7 protein-coding genes are annotated in these 19,296 nt (G+C 61.0%); all 7 read left to right on the top strand.

Annotated elements, in window-relative coordinates; translation table 11 throughout:
• Positions 1-8 precede the first annotated feature (8 nt).
• The 7 genes from KGD89_RS12955 (at position 9) to KGD89_RS12925 (ending at position 19,296) form a co-directional block, all read left to right on the top strand.
• Positions 9-812 (top strand): ABC transporter ATP-binding protein, encoded by an 804-nt coding sequence (locus KGD89_RS12955; protein WP_025260207.1) that lies wholly within the window; start codon positions 9-11, stop codon positions 810-812.
• Positions 809-1,792: a FecCD family ABC transporter permease gene (locus KGD89_RS12950; protein WP_025260206.1), complete on the top strand. Its 984-nt coding sequence runs from the start codon at positions 809-811 to the stop codon at positions 1,790-1,792. The genes KGD89_RS12955 and KGD89_RS12950 overlap by 4 nt, the downstream gene beginning before the upstream one ends.
• Complete coding sequence (locus tag KGD89_RS12945; protein WP_025260205.1) at positions 1,789-2,838, top strand: FecCD family ABC transporter permease; 1,050 nt, start codon at positions 1,789-1,791, stop codon at positions 2,836-2,838. The genes KGD89_RS12950 and KGD89_RS12945 overlap by 4 nt, the downstream gene beginning before the upstream one ends.
• 27 nt (positions 2,839-2,865) lie before the next feature.
• Positions 2,866-3,804, top strand: coding sequence for an ABC transporter substrate-binding protein (locus tag KGD89_RS12940; protein WP_236249412.1), 939 nt, complete (start codon positions 2,866-2,868; stop codon positions 3,802-3,804).
• Positions 3,805-3,960: 156 nt separating this feature from the next.
• Positions 3,961-4,914: a TauD/TfdA family dioxygenase gene (locus KGD89_RS12935; RefSeq protein ID WP_074569179.1), complete on the top strand. Its 954-nt coding sequence runs from the start codon at positions 3,961-3,963 to the stop codon at positions 4,912-4,914.
• Positions 4,915-4,980: 66 nt separating this feature from the next.
• Entirely contained in the window at positions 4,981-9,789 is a 4,809-nt protein-coding gene (locus KGD89_RS12930) for a non-ribosomal peptide synthetase (RefSeq protein ID WP_025260202.1), read from the top strand.
• Between the two features lie 42 nt (positions 9,790-9,831).
• Positions 9,832-19,296 carry a non-ribosomal peptide synthetase gene (locus tag KGD89_RS12925; protein ID WP_025260201.1) on the top strand — a complete coding sequence of 3,155 codons (9,465 nt, stop codon included), beginning with the start codon at positions 9,832-9,834 and terminating at the stop codon, positions 19,294-19,296.

The following is a 19,296-nucleotide window of genomic DNA, read 5'->3' as shown; positions in this document are numbered from 1 at the left end:
GAAAGGTCATGCTGAAAGCCACCGGAGTGCGGCTGGGCTATGGCGAACAACTTGTGCTTGATGGTGTCAGCCTGGACATCCCCGAAGGCCGTTTCACGGCGTTGATCGGTGCCAACGGCTGCGGCAAGACCACCATGCTCAATGTGCTTGCGCACATGCTGCGTCCTGGCGCTGGCGAGGTGCAATTGTCCGGCAAGCCGCTGCGCCAGTATTCGCGTCGGGCGCTGGCGCAACAGCTGGCATTGCTGCCCCAGCGCACCACATCGCCAGCGGGCATGAGCGTGCGTGAACTGGTGATGCAGGGGCGTTTTCCCTGGCAGAGCTGGTGGCGTCAATGGTCCGGGCAGGATCAGCAGGCCATCGACCGCGCCATCGAGCTGACCGGTATCAACTCTCTGCTCGATCGTTCGCTGGCAACCCTGTCGGGCGGGCAGTTGCAGCGCTGCTGGATTGCCATGACCCTCGCCCAGGATACGCCGGTGATTCTGCTGGACGAGCCGACCACCTTTCTTGATATCGCCCATCAGATCACGCTGCTCGAACTGCTGGTGGATCTGCGCGAGCAGGGCAAGACCATCGTGGCAGTCCTGCATGACCTGAATCAGGCCGCACGTTACGCCGATCATCTGGTGATGATGCGTGGCGGTCGTTTGCTGGCCCAGGGCGCGCCTGCCGAGGTGTTCACCCGGGAAAACCTCAAGGCAGTCTTCGATCTGGATGCACACATCATCACCGACCCTTATTCCGGCGACCCGTTATGCGTCCCGCAGTCGAACCGAAGCAAGCCGCTGCCCGTGCAGGAGGCGATGTGAGTCACGGTCTACGGTTGCCGGTATGGCTGGGTCTGTTGATGGCAATCGCCCTGGCCGCACTGATTCATCTGGCAGTTGGCGCAAAGAGCATTCCCTGGCATGAAACCTGGCAGGCACTGGTTGCTTATGTGCCGGGCAATCCCGATCACAGTGTCATTCGTGGCAGTCGCCTGCCGCGCCTGCTGGTCGCGCTGCTGGTCGGTGCCAGCCTCGGGCTTGCCGGTACCATCATGCAGGCGGTCGGCGATAACCCGCTGGCCGATCCGGGGATTCTCGGTATCAACAGCGGCGCAGCACTGTTCGTGGTGTTCGGGCTGCTGGTGATGCCGGGCAACGATTTGTCGATGATTCCGTTATTTGCCTTTGCCGGTGCGCTGACGGCTGCCATCGGCGTCCTGTTGCTGGCGGGCAGGGGCCATAACCCGATTCGCCTGACGTTGTCGGGCGCCATGATTGCGGCGCTGTTCAGTGCGATCACTTCAATACTGTTATTGCTCGATCAACAAGGGCTCGACAGCCTGCGACGCTGGCTGACCGGCTCCATCGGCGTGACTGGCGGCACCATGCAGGCCTGGGTCTGGCCTTATGTCTTGCTGGGCATGTTTCTGTGCCTGCTCAATGTGCGGGCCTTGAATGCTCACCGCCTGGGTCCGCAAGCGGCTGCTGGCATGGGCGTCAGCTTGTTGCGGATGCGCGTGTTCGGGCTGGCTTCGGTGGTCCTCTTGTCCGGGTGTGCCGTGGCGCTGGCAGGCCCCATCGGTTTTGTCGGGCTGGTGGTGCCTCATGCGGCGCGCCTGCTGTTTGGCGACAATTATCGTCGGTTGTTGCTGGCAGCCCCTTTGCTGGGCGCGCTGCTGCTGATTCTGGCGGACATCGCGGCTCGCACCGTGGTCAGTCCGTTCGAGCTCAACACCGGCATCGTCACGGCCCTGATCGGTGGCCCTGTTTTTGTCATCCTGGTGCTGAGGAAGGTCAAATGAAGCGCGCCGGACTGACCTTGCCCAGAGCCTTGCCGTTGCTTCCCTGGATTGCCCGACCCATCGACCTGATTTCGGTGGTGGTGCTGACAGGGGCTGTGATCGGGTTGGCCCTGTATGCGCTGACCGTGGGCAGTTTTTCCCTGAGTGTTGCTCAGGCCTGGCAGGCAGTCCTGGCGCCCGAGCAGGTCAGTCCGACAGTCCGCAATCTGCTCTGGGAGCTGCGATTGCCCCGTGTGCTGCTGGCCATCCTGGCGGGGGCGGCCATGTCCCTGGCTGGCCTGCTGATGCAGTCGTTGACCCGCAATCCGCTGGCAGCGCCCGGTCTGGTGGGTGTGGAGTCGGGTGCCAGCGTCACCATGTTGCTGATCATTGTGCTCTGGCCCGGGCTTCTGCCGCTGGAGCTGTATCCATTGGCGGCACTGGCGGGCGGTCTGGCCGTGGCGTTCTTTGTTGCGCTGCTGTCCTGGCGCCAGGGCATCTCGCCGTTGCGTCTGATTCTGGTGGGCGTGGGGCTTACTGCCATGCTCAGTGCCGTCGCCGATCTGCTGATCACCTACGGCAATATCGATCAGGTGGAGTCGGCCCTGATGTGGCTGGGTGGCAGTCTGCATCGGGCCGGCTGGGCGCAGGTCAACAGCCTTGGGCTCTGGTTGTTGCTGGCGGGTGTGCCGTTGTTGTTCTGCCATCGGCAGTTGAACCTGCTGCAACTGGGGGAAAAGGTTGCGCTCAGCCGAGGCTTGAATGTCACGGGTGTCATGATTGCCTTGCTGCTGTGCAGCGTCATGCTGACGGCGGCGGCTGTGGCGAATGTCGGTACCATGACTTTTGTCGGTCTGGTGGCTCCGCATCTGGCGCGGCAACTGGCGGGTGATCGCCATGGCGCCTTGATGCCCTTGTCGGCGCTGTTTGGCGCGCTGCTGGTTCTGGCTGGCGACACACTGGGAAGGGGCATCTTTCCACCCTTGCAGCTACCGGCCGGGCTGGTGGTCGCCATTATCGGTGCGCCTTATCTGATGGTCTTGTTGGCGCGTCAGCGTAATCGCTAAAAACAAATTGTCTGGGGGGAAGTGCGGGTGAAAGGAATTTTCCGGGGTGTGGCGTGCATGTTGTGTGTGCCTCTGGCATTGCTGGCCGTAAATGTGAACGCTGCAGAAACCAGGGTGTTCGAGAACAGCTTTGGCCGGGTCGAAGTACCAGTGGTGCCGCATTGCATCGTGTCGCTGCATGACTTCAGCCTGACCACGCAATTGCTGGAGCTGGGCGTCAAGCCCTGCGGCTCCACAGGCCGCAAGAAGCTGTTTTCCGATGTGCTGTTTCGCGGCACCCAGGAGCGTTTCGATGTGACGGGCATCCAATACATCGGCTCGCATCAGGCGCCCGATCTGGAAGCGATTGCTGCCTTGAAGCCCGACCTGATCATCGGATTGTCATATCACGCGGATATCAAGGAGAAGCTCAGCAAGATTGCGCCGGTGGTGCTGTTGCCTGCACGTGAAAGCGATATCAAGACCTACGCCAAGGAGCTGGCCGACCTGGTCGGCAAGCAGCAGCGTTACGCCGAAATGCTCGGTGAGTACCAATGGGTCGTCAAGGAGTTCAAGAAACGGGTCAAGGACCCTTCGCGAATGACCGTCACGACGCTTGAGGTCTACACCGATGGCTTTCAGTTGATCGGCCGTGGCGGCATGGATGATGTCATCGCCGATTTTGGCTTGGGACGTGTCCCGGCTTACAGCGCTGCACGGCAGAACGTGCCCTACAGCCTGGAGCGAATTGGCGACTTCAACAGTGATTTCATTATTGATACATATGAAGAGCTGCTAGATTCGGAGGCCAGCACGGCGGCCTTCCGGCAGTCGCCGCAATGGCAGAATCTGTTTGCGGTCAAGAATCGTCAGTTCCTTTATCTGAACCGCAGCCGCTATGCCGATACGATGCAAGGCCTGTTAGGTTCAGCCTATTTGCTGATGTCGCATATCGGTGAGCGGGAGAGCGTGCTGCAAGCGCCATAAGTTGTGTCAATTTTGATACAAATGTCATAAATGACAATCATTCTCTATTGATGTTGGTACTCGTTTGTATTAGTTTGTGCTCTCCAAAAAATACGCTTATCGGGATGGCGAGGGGTTCAAATGGAAACGGGTGTGGCGCGTACACAGGTTCAATCCATGGAGGTTTCCCAAGGGAGTGAACTGACCCTGCCGTTCATCTTTCAGGCGCCGGCTGCCGGCGATACCTGGCAAGCCCATCGCGAGCAGATCCAGCGGGTGGTCGAGGCTGAATTGCCCCGTGCCGGTGGTGTTCTGTTCCGAGGCTTTGCCTTCGAAGGCGAAGCCGACTTTGAAGCGTTTGCCTGTAGCTTCGGCCATGAGCTGCTGACCTACGACTACGCTTCCACGCCACGCACCAAACTCAACAACCGCGTCTACACCTCCACCGAATACCCGGCCCATCAGGTCATTCCGCTGCACAATGAACAGTCCTATTCCCTGAACTGGCCTATGAAGATCTGGTTTCATTGCGTGCAGGCGTCCCAGGTCGGCGGAGAAACCCCGATTGCAGACAGTCGTGAGGTCTATCGACAGCTTGATCCGGTCATTCGCCAGCGTTTTGCCGACAAGCGCCTGATGTATGTGCGCAATTACGGTAATGGCCTGGATCTGCCATGGCAACAGGCTTTCAGCACCGAAGACCGGGCGCAGGTCGAGCAGTTCTGCAAGGCCAGCAATATCGAATTCGAGTGGGATGAAGAGGGTGAGCTTTCAACTCGTCAGGTTTGTCAGGCCGTTGCCCGGCATCCGGTGAGCGGCGAGTGGGTCTGGTTCAATCAGGCGCACCTGTTTCACATATCCAATCTTGCACCGGCGGTACGCGAGACGCTGATTTCCATCGTTGGCGAGGAAGGCGTGCCGCGTAACGTTTTTTACGGCGACGGTTCACCCATCGAGCTGGAAGCTCTTGAGCATGTACGCGCTGTTCTCCAGCGCTGCCAGGTCAGTTTCCCCTGGCAGGCAGGCGACGTACTGATGCTCGACAACATGCTGGTGGCCCACGGCCGCTCGACATTCCAGGGCGCACGCAAGGTCGTGGTCGCCATGGCGGAGCCTGCTTCGGCAAGCTGAGCACTCTCATCTGGAAAGCTGTCGCAATAGACGGCTTACTTCGAACAAGTAGAAAAAGGACAACAAATGGATCGCCTGATGCATCGCTGCTGGCTGCGCGGAATTCGCCTGTCTATAGCCGAAGGCCAGTTAGCCATTGCCCACGGATCACAGGGCGCCTTGAACGATGAACTGGTAGCCGAACTGCAGGCCAAAAGTCCTGAGGTACTGCGCTGGTTGCAACAGCATCCCGATTATTTCGATGCCCGCCCATTGACGGATAACGAGCAGGCCCTCTGGTTTCTACAGCGTCTGGAGCCTGAAAACTGCGCCTATAACATCGCTTATGCCGGGCGTATCAAGGCGCAATTTGTCACCGATGATCTGCCCAAGCGCCTTCAGAATGCCTGGGGCACGGTACAGCAGCGTTACCCGATGTTGTGCACGGCCTATGCAGAGCGTAATGGCGAGCTGCTGCAATGGAGTCATCGTGAACAGATCCAGCCCTTGCAGCGTGTGGCATTGCAGGCCGCAGATGCCGATACCTTGCAGCAACACATTACCGGGCTGGCCGACAAGCCGTTCAATCTGGAAGCCGCCGAGGTCAGCCGTGTTGTCCTGCTGAGCAACTCTCAGGGCGACGTTACCGAATACAGCGTGTTGCTGGTGATTCACCACATCGCTGCGGATCTGGCCACGTTCTATACCCTTCTCAATGAGCTGTTCGCGTTGCTCGATGGTCAGTCGCTGGCTCCGGTAAATCCCGATGCGTATCGCGATTATTGCAGTGATCTGCATATTCGCAGCGAAGCGGCCGAACCTGCTGAACTGGCATGGTGGCAGGCGCAACTGGCCGAAGCCCCGGCCCTGGAATTGCCGACGGATTTCCCTTATGGCAGCAATCAGGCATTCAAGGGCGGCGAGTTGTCGGTGCGTTTCGATCCCGCTGCGACGGCCAGAATCCGTGCCGTCGCCCGAGGCTTGGGTGTAACGCCTTATGTATTCTGGTTCTCGCTGTTCCAGCAGTTTCTCGGCGTGCTGTCCGGGCAGGATGACTTCGTGCTGGGAACCCCCAGCGGCTGGCGTTTGCGCCGTGAACACCTCAACCTGCCGGGCTACCTGGTCAACCCGCTGCCGATCCGTTGCCGTCTGCGCCGCGACGTGTCCAGTGGCGAGTGGGCAAAACAGGTGGACGCCACCGTCAAACAGGCCCTGCAACACCGTCACTATCCGTTCTCGCGTCTGGTCAAACAGCTGGACCTGCCACGACAGATGGGCAGGGCGCCGCTGTTCCAGCATATGTTCACCCTCAACAAGGAGCGTATTGCGCCTTTCGAGCAGTATGTCGACCGTTTGCTCTCGGAGCAGCGTGGCGCAGCCCACGAGCTGAACATGGTGGTCATCGACGAGGAAGAAGGCTTCCTGTGCCGGTGGCGTTACAGCAAGGCGTTGTACCTGCATCAGACTGTCGAGCGTTACCGCGACCAGTTCGTGGCACTGGTCCATGCGGTGCTCGAACAGCCTGAAGTACCCTTTGCCGAACTCGACTGGTTGCCAGTCGAGCAGCAATCGCTGCTCAAGGGTGAAGGCACTCCGCTGGTCGTCAGCAATGCCTGGGAAGCCTTCACGCAACAGTGTGCGCTCAAGCCCCAGGCGATTGCGTTGCAGGATGAAAAGGGCACGCTCAGCTATGCCGAACTGGGCCGTGCCGTGGTTGCCCGTGGAGAGCGCCTGGGTCTGGATCTGGCTGGCGAGCGGATTGCCTTGTGCCTGCCACGCAGTCGCGAGCTGGTGATGCACATGCTCGCGGCCTGGCAGAGTGGAGCAACCTACTTGGTCCTCGATCCGCAATGGCCAGAGTCGCGCCTGCAGGACATCTGCCAGGACGCTGCACCCAAAGTGCTGGTGGGCGAAGGCTCGCGCCCCGAATGGTTGGCGGAGCAGGTGCGCTGGTTGCCAGTTCCGACTGCGCCGTTATTCAGCGACGCGCCGCTGCGTGCTGCATTGGCGGCAGATATGACGGCTTACGTGGTGTACACCTCGGGTTCCAGCGGCAAGCCAAAAGGGGTGAAGGTCAGCCAGGGCAACCTGATTCATTACGTGACCGGTTGCCTTGAACGCCTGAATCTGAGCGCTGATGCCAGCCTCGCCAGCCTCGCCAGTTGCGCCACCGACCTTGGGCATACGGCCTTGTTCGGGGCCTTGCTCAGTGGTCGCCGTCTGCGCCTGCTGGCCGAAGAACTGGCCTTCGATGCCGAGGAACTGGCCGCCGTGCTGGAGCGTGAGCCCGTCGATCTGCTGAAGATCGTGCCGTCACATCTCAACGCCTTGCTGGTCGCCAGAGATCCGCAGCGCTTGCTGCCACGCCAGTGTCTGGTCACGGGCGGCGAAGCGCTGGGCCATGACCTGGTCAGCCGCTTGCGCACCTTGAAAACGGACCTGCGCATCGTCAACCACTACGGCCCCAGCGAGACCACGGTCGGTGTCCTGACCCATGAAGTGGAAGGCAGTGGTGCTGCGCCGTTAGGGAAACCACTGGCCAATGTTCAAGTCAGTGTTCGTTCTCCTGAAGGTGCGTTGTTGCCAATCGGCGTCAGCGGCGAGCTGTACATTCAGGGCGCAACCGTCGCACCGGGCTATCTCAGTGCCCCGGATGCGGATCACGCCCGTTTTGGTGAGTACGGCTATCGCACCGGCGACCGGGTCCGGATCAATCATCAGGGTCAGGTGGAGTTTCTTGGCCGGCTCGATGAGCAGGTCAAGATCCGGGGCTACAGGGTCGAGCCGGCAGAAGTCGCGGCCCAATTGCGCACCATTGCGCAGGTCAGCGATGTCCGGGTGCTGAACATTCCGACGCCGTTGACCGGCAACCGTCTGGTGGCCTTCCTGATTGCGCCGCCGGAGGCTCTGGCCGGCATTCAGAGCACTCTGCAAACGCAACTGCCTGACTATATGCAGCCAGCCCAGTGGCATTGCCTTGAGCGTTTTGCCTTGCTGGCCAATGGCAAGGTTGATCGTCAGGCATTGAAACATATGAGCGAGCAGGCGCCGGTTCAGTCGTCTTCGGCAGAGCCGACAGGCAATCAACCCCTGAATGCCGTTGAAAGCACCTTGCTGGATATCTGGCGGACACTGCTGGGCAAACCCGAGCTTGGCCCGGACGACAACTTCTTCGCCCATGGCGGCGATTCCATTCTCGGCCTGCAAATCATCGCCCTGGCGCGTCAGCAACAAATTCTGATGACGCCCAAGCAACTGTTTGCCGAGCAAAGCGTGCGGGCCTTGGCGCGAGTGGCGCAGACACCGCAGAGCAAACTCGAAAAACGCCTGCTGGACATCGCCCGTGAAATTCTCGACAAGCCTGACCTGAGTGCCGACGACAACTTCTTCACGGCAGGTGGTGACTCGATTCTGAGTTTGCAGATCATCGCCAAGGCCAAGCAGCAACGCCTGCAACTCAAGCCCAAGCAAATTTTCGAGTTCCCCACCGTGCGCGGTTGGGCAGAGCAGGTAGTTGACCTTGGCGCGGCAAACGCAGGTGCTACGCCAAAGGCCCAGGAACCCACCACAGCCTTTGCCCTGACACCGATTCAGGAATGGTTCTTCGCTCAGCAGCAAACCCGGCCCGGTTACTGGAACCAGTCGCTGTTGCTGGCACTGGACGAGCCGCTGGATCAGGAACGCTTTACCCAGGCCGTTGGCGCGCTGCTCAAGCGCCATGCCAGCTTGCGGCTGATCTTCGAGGCCTCGGAAAACGGTTGGCAACAACGTTATCAGGCCTTTTCCGAAAAGCAGGTCGAGGCACTGCTGCACGTGGAGCAGGAACCTCTGAGCGAGGCCTTGCTACAACGCTGGCAGCAGGGTTTCAGCCTTGATCAGGCACCCTTGATCCGCTGGGTGTATTTCTCCCAAAGCCGGGAACTGCTGTGTACGGCCCATCACCTGCTGGTGGATGCCGTGTCCTGGCAAGTGCTGCTGGAAGAACTGGAAAGCCTGTACCTGCAACCCGACCTGGCTCTGCCAGCCGTCTCGGCGGGTTTCCATGTGTGGAGCGAAGCCTTGCAGCGCCATCGCAACGAACCCGAAGTACAGGCTCAGGTGGATTACTGGCATGAGCAACTGGTGGCTGAAGGCGTAGCCCTGGAGCAGACCAATGAATACGGCGAAAGCCGCACCCTGGATACACAACTGTCGGTTGAGCAGACGCAATGGTTGCAAGGCGATTGCCACTCAGCCTACGGCACCCAGGTCCAGGATCTGCTGGTGGCGGCACTGGCCGGTGTCATCGGTCAATGGCAAGGGCGCGAACGAGTCACCCTTGAGCTGGAAAGCCATGGCCGCAGCGGCTGGGAACAAGGCCCTGACCTGTCCCGTTCGGTGGGCTGGCACACCAGTCGCTACCCTCTGGCGGTCAAGACTTCCTGGGACCTTGAGTCCTCGATCATTGCGGCCAAGGAAGCTCTGCGCCGGGTCCCCGAGCAAGGCATCGGTTACGGCCTGTTGCGCCTCGACCCGGCCAATGAGCTGAAAGCGGCCTCGCTGCTGACCTTCAACTATCTGGGCCGTGTGGACCAATGGCTTGGGGCCTCGCGTCTCTGGCGTCTGGCCCGACCGATCTGCCCAGGCATGCGCGCCGACGATACCCGCCGCACCCACTGGCTGGATGTGACGGTGCTGGAGAACGAAGGACGGCTGCATATCGAATGGCGTTATGCCCCGCATGTTCATGATCAGGCACTGGTAAACGGATTGGCGCAGCAGTTTGTGCAGCAGATCGGCGCCTTGCTGGAGCACTGCCTGTCTCCAGCGGCTGGCCGCGCCACGGCTTCGGACTTCGCTGACTCAGGCCTGTCCGACGATGAATTCCTGGGCCTGCTCGAACAGCTTGAGCAGTGACAACCCTGCGTCCCCCATATTAAAGGTTCGGATACCGTCAGCATGAACGACAAGGTCAAAGCACTTTCGCGCAATATCGAAGCGATTTACCCGTTGGCTCCCATGCAGCAAGGATTGCTGTTCCACAGCCTGCTGCACCCCGGCAAGGGGATGTACCTGCTGCAATATCGCCATGTCATGGTCATGCCCGACCTCGATCTGGAAGCTTTCCGCCAGGCCTGGGCGCAGGTGGTGGAGCGTCACGAGTTGCTGCGCACGTCTTTCGTCTGGAAGCAGCAAAAGCGTCCGATGCAGGTGGTACACAAGCAGGTAGAACTGCCGATCACCTATGAAGACTGGTCGCACCTGAGTGAAGGCGAGCAACAGGACCGTCTTGAACAACTGCTGAGCGAAGAGCGTGCCCAGGGGCTGGACTTTACCAAGGCGCCCTTGATGCGGGTCAGGCTGTACAAGATTGCACCCGACACCTATCAGTTCGTGCGCAGCTATCACCATATCCTGATGGATGCCTGGTGCTTCTCGATCATCATGATGGACTTCCTCAACGGCTACCGCGCCGCCCAGAAAGGTCGCCGCCTGAACCTGCCGGCACCGCGTCCGTACCGCGATTTCATTCGCTGGCTGGAAACCCAGAAACCGGAAGACCATCAGGACTTCTGGCAGCAACGCCTGGCCGGTTTCGATACGCCCAACGAGTTTGGTTTTGGCCATGTGGGGCGTATCCAGGATGCCGCCGAGCCCGTCGAAGACTGCGTCGAGCATCTGACCCTCGAACAGACCCAAAGCCTGCAAAACACCGCCGCCCGCCACGGCATCACCCTCAACACCCTGGTGCAGGGCGCCTGGGCTTTGTTGCTGGCGCGCTACAGCGGTGATCGCGACCTGGTGTTCGGTATCACCGTGGCCGGGCGTCCGGTTCACTTGCAAGGTATGGAAAGCATTGTCGGCCTGTTTATCAATAGCTTGCCGCTGCGCTGGAGCTGGCAGCCGGACGATGCGCTGGGCCCATGGCTAAAAGCCTTGCAGACCGAGAACCTGAGCCTGCGGGAACACGAAAGCGTTTCCCTGGCCGAAATCCAGCGCTGGAGTGAAGTGCAGCGTCAGGATCTGTTCCAGAGCCTGTTCGTGTTCGAGAACGCGCCGATTGCTTCCGACCTGCGTCAGAGCCAGTTGGATTACCTCATCAGCGACATGGCCAACCGCACGCACACCAACTACCCCGTGACGGTGGTGATCGTTCCGGGCGAACGTCTGCATTTGCAACTGACCTATCAGACCGACTGGTTCCTGCGCGAAGAAATCGAACAGATGCTGCGCCACTTCCGTGCCTTGCTGCTGAATATGGGCGAAGCACTGAGCGCGAAACCCGAAACGCCTTTGCATCATCTGGCCATGCTCGATGAGCGCGAAATTGCCCTCCAGCATCAGGTCTGGGCCGGGGGTGGTCTGGCCGCCGATGAGCAACTGCTGCAACCCTTGTACATCGAGCGCTTGCAGCAACAGGTTCGCCAGACGCCTGATCGCGTGGCCATTGTGCATGGCGAGCAGAGCCTGACCTTTGATCAGTTGAACCGCGCCGCCAACCGTCTGGCCCGGCACCTGCGGGCCGTGGGTGTCAAATCCGACGACTTGATCGCAGTGTTCGACGAGCGTGGCCTGGATCTGGTAGTGATGATCGTCGCCACCCTCAAGGCCGGTGCAGGCTGGCTGCCGCTCGATCCGCGCAACCCGCCACAGCGTCTGGCCCAGGTGCTGCGCCAGAGCCGTACGCCTTTGCTGATCCATAGCGCAGGGCAGGGCGAGTTGGCGATGGAGGCCGTGGAGCTTCTGGAGCAGCCACTCAAGTCGGTGCTCTACGACACGTCGGTATTGAGCCGTTACAGCGATGACGACCTGAATATTCCGGTGCACGACAGCTCGCTGGCCTATTGCATCTTCACGTCCGGCTCCACCGGTACGCCCAAGGGCGCGATGGTGGCCCACGCGGGCATGCTCAACAACATTCTCGGCAAACTGCCGGGGCTTGGGCTCGATGCCCATGACGTGATTGCCCAGACCGCGCCGCAATGTTTCGACATCTCCGTCTGGCAAACCCTGGCCGGTATGGTGCTGGGTGCGCGTACCGTGATTCTTGGCGATTGCGTGGTGCAGAACCCCGACGATCTGGCGTCAGCCATTGAGCGGCATGGCATCAGCATTCTTGAAGCGGTGCCGTCGCTGATGCAGAGCCTGCTCGATGCAGGCCTGGACCGGTCGCGTCTGCGCTGGGTACTGGCCACCGGCGAAGCGCTGCCGCCAGCGCTGGCGCGGCGCTGGTTCGAGCGTTATCCCGCGATTCCGCTGATGAACGCCTATGGCCCGGCCGAATGCTCCGATGACGTGGCGTTCCATCCGTTGCGTGAGCGCTTGCCAGAGCAACGCATCAACGTGCCCATTGGCCGTGCCACACTCAACAATCGTCTTTACCTGCTCAATGCCGACCTGCAGCCCATTCCTGCCGGTGCGGTCGGAGAAATCTTCGTTGCCGGTGTGGGTGTCGGTCGCGGTTACATGGCCGACCCGGCGCGCACGGCGGCAGTGTTCCTGCCGGACCCGATTGCCAACGATGGCAGCCGTATCTACCGCACGGGCGACCTGGCGCGCTTCCTGCCCAATGGCGATCTGGAATACGTCGGGCGTACCGACCATCAGGTCAAGATCCGTGGCCATCGTATCGAGCTGGACGAAATCGAAGCCTGCCTGACCCGTTACCCTGGCGTCCGGGAAGCGGTGGTGGTGGCCCGCGATGACCAGCAGCGCTCCAAGGTGCTGGTGGCCTATGTGGTAGCCGATACCCCGCCGGGCATCGAAGCTTTGCGCGAGCATGTGTTCGGTAATCTGCCGCCGTACATGACGCCCAGTGCATTCATGTTCCTGGAGCGCTTCCCGCTCAATGGCAATGGCAAGATCGACCGCAAATCCTTGCCCGCGCCGGATTTTGCCGCGCAAAGCCAGGCCCGTTATGTGGCGCCAAGCAGCGAGCTGCAAGGCCAGATGGTCGAAGCCTGGCAAAGCGTGCTGGGGCTCGATCAGGTCGGCGTCGAAGACAACTTCTTCGAGCTGGGCGGCCATTCACTGCTGGCCACGCAACTGATCGGCCTGATCGGCAAACTCAGCGGTAAAGATCTGCCGCTGCGCGTGGTCTTCGAGCGCCCAACCATCGCCGCCATGGCCGACTGGCTGGAAAACCGCACCGATACCGCCAAGTCGTCGCCGACGCTCTTGCCGCGTCCTGAAAAACTGCCGCTGTCGTTTGCCCAGCAACGGCTCTGGTTCCTGCAACAGCTTGACCCGCAAAGCCCGGCCTACAACCTGGCCGGTGCAGTGCGGCTGACCGGTGATCTGCATATCGCTGACCTGCAAGCCGCCTTGCAGACCTTGCTCGACCGCCATGAAGTGCTGCGCACCGGGTTCATCAGCGAGCCTGAAGGCCCGAGCCAGGTGATTCTGGCCCGCACCGAGCTTGAGCTGCCATTGATCGACGTAGACAGCGAAGAAACACTGCACGACCTGCTGCGCCAGGATGCAATGACGCCGTTCGATCTGGAAGCCGCACCTTTGTTGCGCGCCAGGCTGTATCGTCTGGCACCCGAAGCGTTTGTCCTGTCACTGAACTGCCATCACATTGTTGCCGATGGCTGGTCTCTACAACTGATTATCGATGGTTTGTGCAAGCAGTACCGCAATCTTCGTCAGGGCCTGACCGAAGAGGCCCCGGCCGTATCGATGCAATACGCCGATTACGCCCTGTGGCAGCATCAATGGATGAGCAGCAAGGCCTGCGAACAGGAACTGAGCTTCTGGCGCGGGCAACTGGCCGGTGAGTTGCCGGTGCTGGAACTGGCGGCCGATTTCCCGCGTCCCGCCCAGGCCAGCCAGAACGGCGGTCGCGTCGAGCAGCGCCTGCCTGAAGCCTTGACCGCACGCTTGCGGGCCTTCAGTGCCCGTCACGGCTGGAGCAATTTTGTCCCGATGCTGGCTGCATTCCAGTTGCTGTTGCGCAGCCGCAGCGGTGAGGACGACATCATTGTCGGGGTGCCGGCTGCCAACCGGCATCATGCGGCGTTGCAGCCTCTGGTCGGCTGCTTCGTCAATACGCTGGTGTATCGCAAGAAACTGTCCGGCGAGCGCAGCCTGTTGCAATTGATGAGCGAGTTGCAGGCGTTGTCGGTGTCGGTGCAGTCCCATCAGGATTTGCCGTTCGATTACCTGATCGAGCAACTCGGAGTGGCGCGGCAAGTCAGTTATAACCCGCTGTTCCAGGTCATGTTCAACTACTTCCCCGGCAATGCGCTGGAGCGTTTCGAGCTGACCGATGTCATCGCCGAGCCACTGGACAACCGTCCGGACAGCGCCTTGTGCGACCTGCACCTGGATGTGCGTGACAGCGAACATGGCATCAGCCTGAGCCTGCAATACAGCAGCGACCTGTTCCGCGAACAGACCGTACAGATCATGGCCGGTCAATACCTGGCATTGCTGGATGCCTTGCTCGACCAACCGGAAAAAGCCTTGGGGGAACTGGTCTGGCAACCTGTCGAACGTGCCTTGGCACGGCTTGATGGCCCTGAAGTCGATGGCCATCAGGACATTCTCCAGGCCTTTGAGCTTCAGGTTGCCCGTCAACCCGACGCCATTGCCGTCCTGTCAGGCAATCAGCGCCTTACCTATGCCGAACTGAATCAGGCTGCCGAACGACTGGCAGCAGTGTTGCAGGCCCATGGTGTCGGTATCGAAGATTGTGTGGCATTCAGCTTGCCCCGCGATGCCCGTCTGCCTATGACCATGCTGGCCATCCTCAAGACTGGCGCAGCCTATGTGCCGCTGGCCGAAGACACGCCACCGGAACGTGGTCGTTACATTCTGGACGCTGCGCAACCCCGCCTATGCCTGGGCACTGCCGCGAGCCTGGAAGCGTTGGCTGAGTGGAACAGCGGCGTGCCGTTGCTGGATATCGACGCTCTGAACTCGACCGAAACACTCCGGACACCGGCATGGACGGCGGATCAACTTGCCTACGTGCTGTACACCTCCGGCTCCACCGGCAAGCCCAAAGGCGTGGCGATCAGCCGTGGCAACCTGATGAACCTGATGCTGGCTGTCGGGCACGTCCTGCCGCTGACCAGCCAGGACCGGGTCCTGGCCTTGACCACCGCGACTTTCGATATTGCCATTGTCGAACTGCTGCTGCCCCTGGCCCATGGCGCAAGCATTCTGCTGGCTGATCGTGAACAGGCCCGGGACCCGCAGGCCATCGATCAACTGCTGCTGGCTTCGCAACCGACCGTCATGCAAGCCACGCCAGCGACCTGGCGGATGCTGGTGTCTCATACCTCGCGCAGTTGGCAGGGTGTGCGGGCCATTTCCGGTGGCGAAGCCTTGCCCTGTGCGCTGGCCGAAGCCATCGAGGGCAGGGGAGCCAGGGTCATCAACGGTTACGGGCCGACAGAAGCAACGGTCTACAGCACCTTCGAGATCCGCAATGGCAGTGAGACTGGCGTGGAAGTGCCCATCGGGCAGCCTGTGGCCAATACCGCTGCCTATGTGCTGGATGCCGACCTGCAACCTGTGGCCGCAGGTGTTCCCGGTGAACTGTATCTGGCCGGTGCCAACCTGGGCCGTGGCTACTTCGCCGCGCCAAGACTGACCGCAGCGGCGTTCCTGCCGGATCCGTTCGTGGCCGGTGCCCGCATGTATCGCACCGGTGACCGGGTACGCCGCAACAGCAATGGCAGCCTGGATTACCTGGGGCGTCTGGACTTCCAGGTCAAACTGCGCGGTTTCCGTATCGAACTGGGGGAAATCGAAGCATTACTGGCGCGCATTCCCGGTATTCGCGAGGCGGCTGTCGTGCTGTCGGGCAACGGTGAAGCGGCGCGGCTGGTGGGTTATTACGCGGGCGATGCGCAGGATGAAACGTGGCTGCGCGAAACCCTTGGCGCACAACTGCCGGACTACATGCTGCCAGGCCAGTTTGTGCATCTGGACACCTTGCCGTTGAGCCCGAGTGGCAAGGTTGATCGCAAGGCGTTGCCGGAACCGCTCCAGCGCGACGGCCAGCGCGGTGTGCTTTCCGGCGAGTGGGAGCAGGAACTGGCGCGGCTCTGGGAGGAACTGTTGGGCAGCAGCGACATTGGTGCCGAGGATAATTTCTTCGCCTTGGGTGGCCATTCGCTGCTGGCGGCGCGTCTGGTGGCGCGTATTGCCGAACAGCATGGTCGACGCCTGCCATTGCGTACGCTGTTCGAGCACCCGGTCCTGCGGGATCTGGCTGCGCAACTGGCGACGACCCGTGTGGAGTCCGACGGCATCCTGCGTCCTTTCAAGGAGCCTTTGGCACCGCTGCATTTCACCCAGCAGCGTCTGTGGTTCCTGGATCGTTTGCAAGGCGATACCCAGGCTTATCATCTGTCTCTGGCCTTGCGTCTGGAGGCGGTTCTGCAACCGGCAGTGCTGGAGCAGGCCCTGACTCAACTGATCAGCCGTCAGCACAGCCTGCGCACGGTATTCAGCGACACCGCCGAAGGCGCACGCCAGCGTGTCGAGGATCAGGCAGCGGTGCAGGTGAGCGTCGAGCCGCTGGAAGTCGATGAGCATTCCCCGGCTTTCGCACAGACACTCAGCCAGGAAGCACAGCGCGCCTTCGATCTCACGGCCTCGCCGCTGTTCAGGGTCCGTGTGTATCAAGGTCAAGGCCGAAGCGTGTTGCAGGTCACCCTGCATCACATCATCGCTGACGCCCGTTCGCTGGAGATTTTCTTCAATGAACTGCAACTGATCTATCAGGCCATTCTGGAAGGCCGCAACGCTTGCCTGCCGCAACTGCCCTTGCAATTCGCCGACATTGCGGCCAGTTGGCAAGGCCCGGCCGGGCAGGCGCTGATCGAGTCGCAGCTTGAATACTGGCGCAAGACCCTGGCAGGCGAACCGCCGGTGCTGAACCTGCCGACCGACTTGCCACGCCCGGCGGAGCAAGGCTACAACGGCCAGCGCTTGCGCTTCAGCTTGCCCGCCACGTTGGTCGGTCAGTTGCGGGAAACCGCTCAAAGTCATGGCCTGACGGCGTTCGCCCCCTTGCTGGCGGCCTGGAAAACCCTGCTGGCCAGACACTCCGGCCAGCGTGAAATCTGGATCGGTCTGCCGGTCGCTCATCGCCATCAAGCCCATACCGATAACCTGATCGGCTATTTCGCCACCACTCAGGTCTTGCGCAGCAGCATTGATCCGCTGCAATCGGTCGAGCAGTTCTGGCAGCAACTGCAAGCCACACACCTGGCGGCGCAACAGCATGGCGACGTGCCGTTCGAGCGTTTGGTGGAAGCCCTGCAAGTGCGCCGCGACCTGAGCCATACGCCGCTGTTCCAGGCACTGTTCAACCTGATCCAGCGCGATGTCAGCGCATCGCTGGAACACAACTTTGCCGGCGTGCCGGTACAGCGCCTGAATGTCGAAAGCGACAGCGCACTGGTGGATATCGGTCTGCATATCGAGCAGCACGGTGAGGACTGGCAGTGCGTGCTGGAGTACAACACCGACCTGTTCCTGCCACGTACTGCGCAACGCTATGCCGACGAATACCGCAATCTGCTCGAAGGCATGCTGAAACAGCCTGAAGCACGTCTGTGGGATATCGATCTGGCCAATGATGATCACGCACTGGACGAGCGCCCATGGAACCTGCCAGCCCAGGCCCCGCAGCGCGAAGTGGACCTGATTGCCCGTTTCGAGCGGCAAGTGGAGCTGACACCTGGTGCGCTGGCTGTTGATTGCCAGGACCAGCAATGGACCTATGGACAACTCAATGCCCGTAGCAACCGCCTGGCCCATTGGCTGCGCGCTCAGGGTGTCGGCACCGATGACCTGATTGCCGTCTGCCTGACGCGCGGCCCGTGGCTGTTGCCAACCCTGTTGGCCATTCACAAGGCCGGGGCGGCGTACTTGCCACTGGACCCGCAACATCCGGCAGACCGCCTGCGTTTCATCATCGAACATGCGCGTCCGGTACGGGTGCTTGGCGAGAGTCTGAGTGCCGAGGCCTTGAACGGCGTCGATAAGGTTCTGCTCGATCAACTGGTGCTGGATGACTACAGCGCCGAGAATCTGGTGTTGCCGGTGAATCCGCAACAACGGGCCTATGTCATCTACACCTCGGGTTCGACCGGTACACCGAAAGGCGTTCAGGTTACCCGCGATAACCTGAGCAATCTGCTGGCCGGTCTCGACCAACAATTGCCATTGGGCGCTGACGATGTCTGGCTGGCCAGCACCACCTACGCCTTCGATATGTGCAAGCCGGAGCTGTTTCTGCCGCTGGTCAATGGCGCCGCCATACTGCTTGCGCGTCGTGAGCAGGTTGTCGATGGCCACCAACTGTTTGCCTTGCTGCGCCGCGCCACAGTGTTCCAGGCAACACCGGCAGGCTGGCAGATTCTGCTGGAAACCGGGCAGGCCGACTGGCCTCCTGTACGCGGCCTGATCGGTGGCGAAGCGGTGCCTGGAGAACTGGTGACCGAGCTGCGCAGCCGGGGCGTGACGCTGATCAACGCCTATGGCCCGACGGAAACCACCGTCTGGTCGACCACTCAGGCATTGCAGGAGGTGCCGAACGGTGTGGCCGATATTGGCTCGCCGTTGCTCAACACCCGCTGCTATGTCCTCGACGAAATGCTGCGCCCGGTGCCACTGGGCACCACCGGTGAGCTGTATATCGCAGGTTCCGGTGTGACCCGTGGCTATCAGCATGCTGCTGCGATCACGGCTGCGGCCTATCTGCCCGATCCTTATGCCAGCGAGCCTGGTAGCCGCATGTATCGCACCGGCGATCTGGTGCGCCGCCGCAATGATGGTCGGCTGGCCTACGTGGGGCGCAGTGACTTCCAGGTCAAGGTGCGGGGTTTCCGCATCGAGCCGGGCGAGATCGAATCGCTGCTGCGCCGCTACCCTGGCGTGGAAGAAGCCGTGGTGATGATCGATGCGCGCAGTCAGAGCCTGTTCGCCTGGCTGCAAACGCCGAGCCCGGTGGATCAGGCGGCACTACGTCGCCATCTGGAAGGTGTATTGCCGGGCTACATGATCCCCGCCGGTTTCATCGAACAGCCGCGCTTTGCCCTGAACGCCAACGGCAAGATCGACCGCAAGAGCCTGCCTGCGCCGCAACCGGTCGCGACTCAGGGAGTGGCGCCGCGCAACGAACTGGAACAGCAACTGGCCGAAATCTGGCAGGAACTGCTCGAAGTGCCGCAAGTTGGCGTATTCACCAGCTTCTTTGAGCTGGGCGGCCACTCATTGCTGGCGATGCGCTTGATGACCCGGGTCGAGAACCGATTCGGCATCAAGATCGAACTGCGCAGCCTGTTTCACAACCCGACGATTGCTGCGCTTGCCGAGCAGATCGAAAAACCCCAAGGGCCTTCCACGGATGAAGCCCTGGACGAAATGCAGCGTCTGCTATCAGAGATGGAAGAATAA

The sequence above is a fragment of the Pseudomonas cichorii genome, assembly GCF_018343775.1.
Classification (GTDB): domain Bacteria; phylum Pseudomonadota; class Gammaproteobacteria; order Pseudomonadales; family Pseudomonadaceae; genus Aquipseudomonas; species Aquipseudomonas cichorii.
This window is presented reverse-complemented; position numbering and strand designations above follow the sequence as displayed.